General features: G+C 56.1%; 10 protein-coding genes. 9 read left to right on the forward strand and 1 reads right to left on the reverse strand.

Annotation, left to right across the window (positions count from 1 at the left end):
* The first annotated feature begins 479 nt into the window (after positions 1-479).
* From DQX05_RS06095 to DQX05_RS06135, 9 genes are all read left to right on the forward strand, one after another.
* Positions 480-1,241 carry an IclR family transcriptional regulator gene (locus DQX05_RS06095; RefSeq protein ID WP_119791796.1) on the forward strand — a complete coding sequence of 254 codons (762 nt, stop codon included), beginning with the start codon at positions 480-482 and terminating at the stop codon, positions 1,239-1,241.
* A gap of 74 nt (positions 1,242-1,315) precedes the next feature.
* Positions 1,316-2,326: an ABC transporter permease gene (locus DQX05_RS06100; RefSeq protein ID WP_119791798.1), complete on the forward strand. Its 1,011-nt coding sequence runs from the start codon at positions 1,316-1,318 to the stop codon at positions 2,324-2,326.
* A gap of 41 nt (positions 2,327-2,367) precedes the next feature.
* Complete coding sequence (locus DQX05_RS06105) at positions 2,368-3,288, forward strand: ABC transporter permease (protein ID WP_119791800.1); 921 nt, start codon at positions 2,368-2,370, stop codon at positions 3,286-3,288.
* A gap of 40 nt (positions 3,289-3,328) precedes the next feature.
* Positions 3,329-4,924 carry an ABC transporter substrate-binding protein gene (locus DQX05_RS06110; RefSeq protein WP_119791912.1) on the forward strand — a complete coding sequence of 532 codons (1,596 nt, stop codon included), beginning with the start codon at positions 3,329-3,331 and terminating at the stop codon, positions 4,922-4,924.
* Between the two features lie 48 nt (positions 4,925-4,972).
* Positions 4,973-6,232: a M20 family metallopeptidase gene (locus tag DQX05_RS06115; protein WP_119791802.1), complete on the forward strand. Its 1,260-nt coding sequence runs from the start codon at positions 4,973-4,975 to the stop codon at positions 6,230-6,232.
* A 1-nt stretch (position 6,233) separates the two neighbouring features.
* Positions 6,234-7,214 carry an ABC transporter ATP-binding protein gene (locus DQX05_RS06120; RefSeq protein WP_119791804.1) on the forward strand — a complete coding sequence of 327 codons (981 nt, stop codon included), beginning with the start codon at positions 6,234-6,236 and terminating at the stop codon, positions 7,212-7,214.
* Positions 7,211-8,173 carry an ABC transporter ATP-binding protein gene (locus DQX05_RS06125; protein WP_119791806.1) on the forward strand — a complete coding sequence of 321 codons (963 nt, stop codon included), beginning with the start codon at positions 7,211-7,213 and terminating at the stop codon, positions 8,171-8,173. The genes DQX05_RS06120 and DQX05_RS06125 overlap by 4 nt, the downstream gene beginning before the upstream one ends.
* A gap of 90 nt (positions 8,174-8,263) precedes the next feature.
* Positions 8,264-9,202, forward strand: coding sequence for a DUF1177 domain-containing protein (locus tag DQX05_RS06130; RefSeq protein ID WP_119791808.1), 939 nt, complete (start codon positions 8,264-8,266; stop codon positions 9,200-9,202).
* A gap of 73 nt (positions 9,203-9,275) precedes the next feature.
* A complete protein-coding gene (locus DQX05_RS06135; protein ID WP_119791810.1) occupies positions 9,276-9,977 on the forward strand; it encodes an AroM family protein in 702 nt (233 codons plus the stop codon).
* Positions 9,978-10,899: 922 nt separating this feature from the next.
* Here DQX05_RS06135 and DQX05_RS06140 read toward each other — a convergent pair.
* Positions 10,900-11,091: a hypothetical protein gene (locus DQX05_RS06140; protein WP_182914636.1), complete on the reverse strand. Its 192-nt coding sequence runs from the start codon at positions 11,089-11,091 to the stop codon at positions 10,900-10,902.
* Positions 11,092-11,304 lie beyond the last annotated feature (213 nt).

Genomic DNA, 11,304 nt, shown 5'->3' on the forward strand with positions numbered 1-11,304 from the left:
TTACTGATTCGACGGGATAGCGCCCTGAGAGGAAAGGGGCACCCATTCCGTCGCGCTCCTGAGCCGATGGGAGACTGGCTATAAGGAACAGCAGGCTGACAAGCCCGGGCCGGCTTCTGAATCTACGGGATAGTGACGTTAAGGAAGAAAACACCACATGTATCGGGCAAGTTACTGATTCGACGGGATAGCGCCCCTGAGCGAAAAGAGGCAACCTCCCCCTCGACTGGCTCCTGAGCCAAGGGCTTGGGCACCCTCGCAGGCATTACATCAAGTGTAAGGTATGTGCTTCCATAATATACATATGTCCACTACAAGGGGACATGAAAACCGCGATGTCCTCATGTTAAAAACAAGAAAAAATAGTTGTTGATCTTTCGTTCGCATCGTTTATAATGATGAAAAATTATTTATAGAAACAGTGGTTCGATTATCGGTACAGAGGCCTTGCTGGATTAAAAAGGGGAAGAGGTGAGGAAGTGTCGCTCAAGACGCTGGCCAAATCGCTTGAGTTGCTCGATTGCTTTACATCGGATCATCCGATATGGGGGGTACGTGATTTAGCGAAGAAGCTGGGAATGCACCACTCGGTCGTGCATCGCATCGTAAGTACGTTTGAACAGCACGGGTTTCTCATTCAGAACAGAGACACGCAGAAATATCATCTCGGCTTAAAGCTGCTGGAGTACGGCAAGGTTGTCACCGATCAGCTTAACATTCAGCAATATTTCCAGCCGATATTGAAGGAGATTGCGAATTCGACCGGGGAATCGGTGTACCTGAATATGCTGGAAGGGAAGGAAGGCGTCTGCGTATCTATCGTCCTCAGTTCGAAGGATATTCAATATTTAATTCCGGTCGGCGACCGTTCGCCGCTGTATGCCGGAGCTTCGCAGAAGGTCATGATGGCTTATGTATCCGAGGAGCTTCAGGAGGAGATTATTCAGGAAGGCTTGACAGCCGTCACTTCCCGAACGATAACGGACTCGCTCCGCTTGCGGGCCCAATTGGCGCAAATCAAGGAGGAGGGCTGGTGCATTTCTGTCGGTGAGTATACGGAAGATGTCGTCGGTATTTCCGTTCCGATGCTGGACAGTCATCGCCGCATTCTTGGCTCCATTTCGATTGCCGGACCAAGATACCGGATTGACGATGAGAGATGCGAGTCATACTTGCGCATTTTGCTGGACCAAGTCCCTTTAATACGTCAAAGCTGCAATATTATATCGCATATGTGGTAACCAATGCTCACATTTTTACACAGCCGCACTTTATTTAGATAATGAGATACCGCTTTAAAGGGGGAGGGGTTGCCTTGCTACAATTCATTACTCGACGTCTGTTATACCTCATTCCAAGCTTGCTCGGCATCGTGCTCATCACGTTCATTCTGTCCAGAGTGCTGCCGGGCGACCCTGCTCTGATGATTGCCGGAGAGCAAGCGCCGCAGCATGTGGTAGAGAACATTCGCGCTCAGCTCGGGCTGAACGAGCCACTGTACGTTCAGTTCGGCGCTTATATCAAGCAGCTGGCGCAAGGGGATCTGGGGATCGCGTGGCACACGGGACATACGGTGATAGAGGATTTCGCCGTTCGCCTACCGGCCACGATTGAGCTTGGATTCGCCAGTCTGTTGATTGCGTTATTGGTGGCTATTCCGGTAGGCATCGTGGCCGCTACGAAAAAAGAATCGATTGTGGATCACATCTCCCGCGTTTTTTCGCTTATCGGCGCCTGCATGCCGGTCTTCTGGCTGGGACTGCTGCTCATCCTGTTTTTCTATTCCAAGCTTGGCATTGCGCCTGCTCCTATGGGCCGAATCGGCGGAGATATCCTCCCGCCCACCAATATTACCGGACTATATCTGGTAGACAGCTTGCTTACGGCTGATTGGGTGGCCTTCAAGCAATCCTTATCGCATCTCATTCTTCCGGCCATTTGCCTGAGCGCTGGCACGATGGCCATCATCGCCCGCATGATGCGTTCCAGCATGCTGGAGGTCATCGGCCAGGATTATATCCGGACGGCCCGCGCCAAAGGGCTCAACGAACGTTCCGTCGTGTACAAGCATGCTCTGGCCAATGCTTCGATCCCGACGATTACGATGGTCGGTCTCCAGATCGGGTACCTGCTCGGGGGCGCGGTCATCACGGAGACAATCTTCGCCTGGCCTGGCGTCGGAAGCTATGTCACGGAGTCGATTCTCGCGACGGACTACGCTCCGATTCAGGCATTCACGCTGCTTAGCGCCGTCGTATACAGCTGCATCAATTTGCTGGTCGATCTGATATATGGCTTCATCGATCCGCGCATCCGCTATGAATAATCAATCTCTCATGTCATGACATCTTAGGAGGTGCAACCGTGATGAAAGCATCAACCTCATCGTCCGCTGCAATCGCGGCGGCGAGCGATACGTCCATGCTGCAGGAGTTCTGGCATGGGCTGCGGCAGTGGAGCAAGCTATTCCTTCGCAACAAGCTTGCCACGCTCGGTCTCTTCCTGATCGTGCTGTGGACGCTCCTGGCCATCGCCGCGCCTCTGGTCTCGCCCTATGCGCCGGATGCCACGCAACTGGATGCGAAGCTGCAAGGCCCGAGCGGGGAGCATTGGTTCGGGACCGACCAGTTCGGCCGGGATATTTTCAGCCGTGTCGTCTACGCTGCGCGCATTTCGATCTGGACCGGGCTTATCGCCGTCGGAATTTCCTTCTTCATCGGCGTTCCTCTCGGCGGCATCGCCGCTTATTACGGCGGCTGGATCGGGAATGTGATCATGCGCGTCATGGATATTTTTCTGGCGTTCCCTTCGCTCATTCTGGCGATGGCGATCGCGGCAGCCATGGGCCCTGGCCTCGTCAGCGCGATGATGGCCGTCGGCATCGTCGGTATTCCGGAGTTCGCCCGTCTCATGTACAGTCAGACCATCTATTTGAAGGAACGCGAATTCGTGGAGGCGAGTCGTTCCATTGGTGTCAAGGATGGCACCATTCTTGTCCGCCATATCTTCCCGAATGCGCTGGCGCCACTGCTCGTCCGCATCACACTCGGGATGGGCTTCGCTATCTTGACGGCGGCGAGCTTGAGCTTCCTCGGTCTCGGCGTGCGTCCGCCGCTGGCGGAATGGGGGGCCATGATATCCGAAGGCCGCGAGTACATTATTACCGGCGAATGGTGGCTGGTCACGTTCCCGGGACTTGCCATCGCAACAACCATTCTTGGCTTCAATCTGCTTGGCGACGGACTGCGCGACGTACTTGATCCGCGGCTGCGCACAAGCCGGAAATAAGCGATATTTTCAGACGAATATTTAGGGGGAGGAAACAATGATGAAACGAAGCAACTTGACGATGGCCCTTGTATTGACACTCATTTTGGCTCTGGTTGCGGGCTGCGCGCCGAAGGCGAACCAGTCCGGAGGAGACAGTGCCGCCGGTACAGGCGAGCAAACGAACGCGACCGGAAGCAAAACGCTGACCGTCGCCTATTCTGAAGGCGGGCAGACGCTCGATCCGGCGGAAGCGAACGATCTGACGTCGGATACGCTGGTGCTGTCCACATATGATCAGCTCGTCACGTACGGCGTCAAAAACGTAGATGGCGCGGATATCGCCGCCACGGAAGAAATCAAGCCGATGCTGGCCGAGTCTTGGGACGTGTCCGATGACCAGAAGACGTATACGTTCAAGCTGCGCCAGGACGTGAAATTCCATAGCGGCAATCCGCTCAATGCGGATGCGGTCGTGTTCTCGCTCGATCATATCAAAAACTCGAACTCGGGCGGATTCCTGTATCAGCAAGCCTCCATCGAGTCCTACCGCAAGGTGGACGACCATACGGTGGAAGTGAAGCTGGAGCGCCCGAACCATATGTTCCTGCAAATCTTGGCGATGTACTCCTTCTCCGTCATCGACCCGGAAGCGATCGAAGGGGATGCGAGTGAATTTTTGAAGACGAAGACGGCAGGATCCGGGCCATTCAAGCTGGAGAAATGGGATCCTTCCTCCGAGGCGGTATTCGTGGCGAACGACGATTACTGGCAGGAGCGCGCCAAGCTGGACAAAGTCGTCATGAAGTTCATGAAGGAAGCTTCCTCCCGTACGATGATGCTGGACAAAGGCGATATCGACCTGGCCATGGAGATTCCGCCGAAGGATGTCGATACGCTGAAGCAGAACACCGCACTCACCGTGCGCTCTGATGCGAGCAACCGCATTTTGTACATGGGTCTGAACAATAACATGAAGCCGTTCGACAATCCGAAGGTGCGCCAGGCGATCGCCTACGCGATTCCGTATGATGCGCTTCTGAAGGATGTCATGTACGGACAAGCCAAGCAAATGAAGAGTATCGTGGCAAGCAATACGCCGGGCTTTTCCGATAATGGCTACGAGTATGAATATAACCTGGACAAAGCGAAGGAACTGCTGAAGGAAGCGGGCTACGAGAATGGCTTCTCCTTCGACTTCACGCTCGGATCCGGCTTCAAAGACTGGGAAGACGCCGCTACGGTCATTCAAGCGGAGCTGAAAAAGATCGGCGTCACGATGAACATCAACAAGTTGGCGCGCGCGCAGTTCCTGGAACAGCTTCGCACCGGCAACGTGCAGTCCTTCATGTCGAAATGGACCTCGTTCGTCAACGATCCGGAATATCATCTCGGATTCCTGGTAGATAGCGAGAGCTCGTCCAACTACGTTCATTACGATAATGCGAAGGTCAATGAACTGCTGAAGCAAGCGGCAGTTGAGACGGACATGACGAAGCGCAATGCCATGTATGAAGAAATTCAGGGCTTGATCAATGCGGACATGCCTTATGTGTACATGTACGAGTACAACCGTCTCGTAGCGTTCAACAACGACGTGAAGGGGTATATTTTCTTCCCGGATGAATGCTTGCGTTTCTACCCGCTTTCTAAATAAGAGAAGAGATAACGATCGCAACGGATATGGATACAGGAGGGGATTACGGTGAACGAATGGAAGCAACGCTGGATAGATGAAGTGGAACAGCGCCAGGACGAATTGCTGGGCTTATGCTCGAAGCTGATTCAATTCCCAACGGAGAATCCGCCTGGAGACTCGCGGGAAATCAGCCAATTCATTATCGACTACTTGGCCGAGGTCGGCATCGAGACGAAGGTGTATGACGCCGGCGACAACATGCTCAATCTGATTGCGACGATCGGCGATGAATCGGCATCGGAACGCCATTTGATCTATTGCGGCCATACCGATGTCGTGCCGGCAGGCGACCGCTCCCGCTGGGATTTCGATCCATTCTCCGGCGAAGTGCGGGACGGCTATGTGCTCGGACGCGGGGCCAGCGACATGAAGTGCGGCTTGGCCGGGCTTATCTTCAGCGTGAAGCTGCTGAAGGAGCTGCAGGTTCCGCTCAAAGGCAGAGTGTCGCTGCTCATCGTGCCGGATGAGGAGACCGGCGGGCATCTCGGCGTGCCGTGGGTGTTCGAGCGGAAGCTGATCCATGGCACGGCGGCGGTTATCGCCGAGCCGTCGCATCCGCTGCATCCGACGATCGGGCAGAAGGGAAGCTGCTGGTTCAACTTCACGGTGACAGGCACGCCGGGCCACGGCAGCCTGTCTCCCCTCCTCGGCGACAATGCGATTATGAAGGCGGCCGCAGCCGTTCAGGCGCTGCAGCAACTGCATCATTATCCGGTCGAGCTGCCAGAGGAAGTGAAGGATATTATCGAAGTGACGAAGCGTTATATCGCGGAAAAAGAAAATGCCGATTTCTCCGCCATCATCGATCGTGTGTCGGTCAATGTCGGCCTGATCGAAGGCGGAACGAAGACGAACGTCGTGCCTGACCGCTGCACGGTCAGCGTCGATACCCGCCTGCCGTTCGGCGTCGAGCCGGCTCAGGTGCTGGACGAGGCGAAGCGGCTGCTGTCCGACATCGGGATCGAGACGGAGCTTCATCCGGAAGGCTTCCAGGGGCTAGCGAACTGGACGCCGCCGACGGATCCGATCGTGGAGGAGCTCGTGCAGCATATTTGCGACGTGAAGCAGGAAGAAGGCTACGGCGTCCTGCAATGGGCTTCCAGCGATGCGCGGCATTTCCGCAGCGCCGGCATTCCGGTGCTGCAATACGGTCCGGCCGAGCTGTCGACCATTCATGGCTTCAATGAGAAGGCGCCGGTGCAGGACGTGGTGGACGCAGCCAAGGTGTACACGCTGACGGCGCTCAGCTACCTGGGTGGTGAGTAATATGGAACCGGTGCTGGCAGTCGAAAAGCTGGAAACGGAATTTGTAACGAACGGGGGCGTCTTCAAGGCGGTGGATGGCGTAAGCTTCCACGTGCACCAAGGCGAGACGCTCGGCGTTGTCGGCGAATCGGGCTGCGGCAAAAGCGTCACCTCCTTGTCCATCATGGGACTTCTCCCGAAGAAAATCGGCCGGGTGAAGGGCGGACGCATTCAGTTCCACGGGAACGACCTGTTGCAAGTCCCGGAGAAGCATATGAGGTCCATTCGCGGCAACCGGATCGCGATGATCTTCCAGGAGCCGATGACATCGCTCAATCCGGTGTTCCGAATCGGCGATCAATTGGCCGAGGCCATTCAGCTTCATAAGAAGGTGAAGCGCAAGGAAGCGATGCGGCATGCCGTCGACATGCTGCACAAGGTCGGCATCCCGCATCCCGAGTCGGTGGCGCAGGAATATCCGCACCAACTCTCGGGCGGGATGCGCCAGCGGGTCATGATCGCGATGGCGATGTCCTGCAATCCGGAGGTGCTGATCGCGGATGAGCCGACGACGGCGCTTGACGTGACCATACAAGCGCAAATTTTGGATTTGATGCGGCAGCTGCAGGAGGAAGAGAAGACGTCCATCCTGCTCATTACCCACGACCTCGGCGTCGTCGCTGAGATGTGCCATCGCGTCGTCGTCATGTACGCGGGACAGGTTGTGGAGGAGGCGGATGTGGATACGCTCTTCGAATCGCCGCAGCATCCGTATACGCAGGGGCTGCTGGCCTCGCTGCCGCAGCTCGCCGGGGAACAGGAGCGGCTGGAGTCGATACCCGGAGCGGTGCCGAGTCCGCTGCAGATGCCGCCGGGCTGCCGCTTCGCCCCGCGCTGCAAATACCGGACGGAAGCGTGCGATCAGGCGCAGCCCGCGCTGACAGACTTGGGCGGCGGCCATCGCTGCCGCTGTCTGCTCGTCGAGAAGGGGGTGGCGCGATGACGGCATTGCTGCAAGTGCGCAATCTGAAGAAGCATTATCCGATTCGCAAAGGGCTGCTGAATAAGCAGGTCGGATCCGTGAAATCGGTGGATGGCTTGAACTTCGATATTTATGAAGGAGAGACATTCGGCATCGTCGGCGAATCCGGCTGCGGCAAGTCGACGACAGGCCGCTCCGTCTTGCGCTTGATTGAACCGACGGAAGGTGAAGTCTTGTTCCAAGGCCGCAATCTTATGGCGCTCTCTCCGAAGGAACTGCGCCAGCTTCGCCCCGAGATGAGCATGATCTTCCAGGATCCGTACGCGTCGCTGGACCCGCGCTGGACCGTTCAGCGCATCCTGGAGGAGCCGCTGCAGACGCATCTGTCGATGCGGTCCCCGGAGCGGAAGCAGCGGGTGCAGGAACTGATGGAGCGGGTAGGACTGTCCGCATTTCAAGCGAACCGTTTTCCGCATGAATTTTCGGGCGGCCAGCGGCAGCGTGTCGGCATTGCCCGCGCCCTGGCGCTCAACCCGAAGTTCATCGTCTGCGACGAGCCGGTCTCGGCGCTGGACGTATCGATTCAGTCGCAGGTGCTCAACCTGATGCAGGATTTGCAGGAGCAAGAGAAGCTGACCTATATGTTCATTTCTCATGATTTATCGGTCGTGAAGTTCCTGTGCACACGGGTCGGCGTCATGTATCTTGGCAAAATGGTCGAGCTGGCGCCGAAGCGGAAGCTGTATGCGAATCCGCTCCATCCTTATACGAAGGCGCTCATGTCGGCGGTGCCTGTGCCGAACCCGAAGGCCAAGAAGGAGCGCATCGTCTTGTCCGGCGAAGTGCCGAGCGCCAAAAATCCACCGCAAGGCTGCGCCTTCCATCTTCGCTGCCCGATTGCGTCGGAGCGCTGCCGCACCATCCAGCCGGAATGGCAGGAGGCGGATGAAGGGCATTGGGTGGCTTGCCATCATATCTAAGGCAGGCCCGGCAGAGATGCTGCCCGATTTCGTTGCAATGTAACTATGATATCGACAACTATGAGATCGAGCGGAAAGGGAGAGAGAATCATGGCTTTACTGCAAACGTTGCGAATCTATGAAGCGGTAGACAATGCATTTACATCCGGCGAGGCGGTGAAGGAGCTGTTCCAGCCTTATCCGCTGGCTGACGTAAGCGTCCAACGGGTTCATGGCGAGAAGGGATTTACGGATTTCATCCGCATCCTTATCCCGGGGACGGAAGGCAAGCACGGGGGCGGACAAGCGCCGAGCTTCGGCATCGTCGGCCGGCTGGGCGGCCTGGGCGCCCGGCCGCAGCGCATCGGGCTCGTCTCCGATGGCGACGGCGCGATTGCGGCGCTGTCGGCCGCATTGAAGCTGGCCGACATGAGCGAGAAGGGCGACCGGTTAAAAGGGGATGTATACATTACGACCCACATCTGCCCGGACGCGCCTACCTTGCCGCATGAGCCGGTCGATTTCATGGATTCGCCCGTTGATATTGCGACGATGAACGAATACGAGGTGCTGGACGAGATGGAAGCGGTCTTGTCCATCGACACGACGAAGGGCAACCGTGTCATCAATCACAAAGGAATCGCCATTTCCCCGACGGTGAAGGAAGGCTACATCCTGCGCGTTAGCGACGATCTGCTTCGCGTCATGGAGATGACGACCGGACAGCTTCCGGTCACATTCCCTGTGACGACGCAGGACATTACGCCGTACGGCAACGGGCTGTATCATATTAACAGCATCCTGCAGCCTTGCGTGACGACCGCCGCGCCGGTCGTCGGCGTCGCGATTACCGCGCAATCGACAGTGCCCGGCTGCGGGACGGGAGCAAGCCATGAAGTCGATATCGCGCTCGCCGCACGCTTCGCGGTGGAAGTCGCCAAGGAATTCACGAATGAAGTCTGTTCCTTCTATAATAAGGAGGAGTTCGACCATATGCTCAACCTGTATGGGCCGATGAATGCCCTGCAGACGTTGGGGAAAACAGTATAATCTCAGACCCTGCGTGGAGTTCATCGTTTTGCTTTAGGCTCCGCCCGCCGCAAGAGAGAAAGGAGGCAGCCGCATGGAACGAAGCGATACCCGGCAACGCGTCAAAATAGGTCTCATTACGATAGGACAAGCGCCGCGAACGGATGTGCAGCCATTGATTGAGCGCTGGCTGGCGCCTTGTGCGGATGTCATTCAGCTTGGCGTGCTCGACGGCATGACGGTGGCGGAGATCGAGCGCGAGCTTGGCCCGCAGCAGGACGAATTCGTCCTGACGACACGGTTGGCTGATGGTCAATCCGTTGTCTTGTCCGCGGCCAAAACGGAAACAGCAATGCAGCGCTTGATTGACGAGTGCGAACGGTTGGGCTGCCAAGTTATCATTCTGCTCTGCACCGGCGCCTTCCGCCATCTTGCCGCTGAACGGGCGTTGTTGATTGAACCGGAGCGGATACTGACGCCCGCGATTGCGAAGCTGGCCGGCGGGACGCAGATTGGCCTAATCATTCCGCTGGCGGAGCAAGCGGAGGAGATGCGCCAGAAATGGGGCGCGTTCGGCGCCGCGATTACGACGGCAGCCGCTTCTCCCTACACGGCGACGCGCGAGCAGCTTGCGGCCGCCGCACAGGAGCTGAGAGCTGCGGGCGCCGGAATCATCGTGCTCGATTGTATGGGATACACGTTAGAGCATCAGCAGATCGCCAGAGAGGCGAGCGGATGCTTCGCGCTACTGTCGAGCAGCTTGCTGTTCAAGCTGATAACAGAGCTGTGTGAGTAAAGGTTAGAACGACAAGAATCAACGGATGATAACCGCCTGTTGCTTGCGGATGCAAGCAGCGGGCGGTTTTTAAGTTTGGGCCTGCTTCAACCTGCACAAAGGCTGCTTTATTTTGAAGAAAATGCACCTTCTCCTGCCCTTAGCTTCACTATCCCATCGGTTCAGCAAGAGGAGTTCGCCGCGGACTAACCATACTTCGAAGTAAGCTGCAAGGCGTCCTATCCGGCTGCCATGATGGGAGCGTTGCTGCACGCGCCGCTGGGAGATCGGAGGGCCATTTATATAGTAAGAAAAAGAATCAGGATTCGCCTCGGCCGCTTCTGAACGATTGGGAGAGTGGATATAAGGAAGAACACAGCGCCTGTACCCGGTGCTGAGTCGATGGGATAGTGTGCCTAAGGCCTAAGAAGAGAAGGACTGAAGCATGAAATTGAACCCTTGGCACTGCCCGAACATTTGACTTTGCCCCCGTAGAACAACAAGTGGTCCTATAATCATGTCGCAGGGTAAGACGGTCAACAGGAACGATTGGGACGTAAAAAATCGGCGGCGTCAAAGCGGCGGGAAAAGGATGGGGCAGCGAAATCCTGCGTTTATACAGGAATTTACACTAGTTCAGCCGCTATCTGATGAAAGTCCTGCAAAAGCGCATCCTTTTTGAAGATTTTTCCTTAAAATCGAATGGGATGGGTGAAATTCATGCAGTTTTGCAGGAATCGCTGTAATGGAGTAAACGTCACAAAGGAATAACTGTAATTTCGCAGTTTTTTCAGCACGTCGAGCTGTGAGAAGAAGGGGCTGTCTCCCTGTAGCTACAAACTACTTCTGCTATGCTCCCCTTACACAGGTTTTATGATTTCACCTGTCAACTGTAAGAGGAGCATATCACTTCATGGGACAGCCCCTAGACGATGCGTTCAAGTTACGGGGTCCACCAGTTGCCGGAGACGACGATAAGGCTGAGCAGGCGGATGCTGTTGCCGAAGTATGTGCCGCCGTTAGTCGACTTCGAGGTCGTGTTGCTCCATAAGGAATTGAGCCATGCCTGATTGCTGGAATCGATCATGGCGCTGACGGCGAATGGTGTGGAGAACGGAAGATCATAGTAGGACACGAGCGGTATGGGCCTTCCATTCGTTATACAGCCGCTTCACTTCATTGTCCAGCTGGCTCTGTTTCGTGATTTGGCTTAATGACACCTGACGTGTACGATTGATGCTGCGGGAACGGACGATTGACGGCCGCCGTAGACACCGTCTTCTCAGACATGACAAATAGGGTCTGAACTGAGCCGAAAAGCAGGGTAAGGCAGAGAAGCCATTTTACT

This window comes from Paenibacillus thiaminolyticus (assembly GCF_003591545.1).
GTDB lineage: Bacteria > Bacillota > Bacilli > Paenibacillales > Paenibacillaceae > Paenibacillus_B > Paenibacillus_B thiaminolyticus_A.

Bases quoted from the DNA above. Each gene is read 5' to 3' on its own strand.
- DQX05_RS06130 (WP_119791808.1), top strand. From the start codon at position 8,264: ATGGCTTTACTGCAAACGTTGCGAATCTATGAAGCGGTAGACAATGCA.
- DQX05_RS06125 (WP_119791806.1), top strand. From the start codon at position 7,211: ATGACGGCATTGCTGCAAGTGCGCAATCTGAAGAAGCATTATCCGATT.
- DQX05_RS06120 (WP_119791804.1), top strand. From the start codon at position 6,234: ATGGAACCGGTGCTGGCAGTCGAAAAGCTGGAAACGGAATTTGTAACG.
- DQX05_RS06105 (WP_119791800.1), top strand. From the start codon at position 2,368: ATGAAAGCATCAACCTCATCGTCCGCTGCAATCGCGGCGGCGAGCGAT.
- DQX05_RS06135 (WP_119791810.1), top strand. From the start codon at position 9,276: ATGGAACGAAGCGATACCCGGCAACGCGTCAAAATAGGTCTCATTACG.
- DQX05_RS06110 (WP_119791912.1), top strand. From the start codon at position 3,329: ATGAAACGAAGCAACTTGACGATGGCCCTTGTATTGACACTCATTTTG.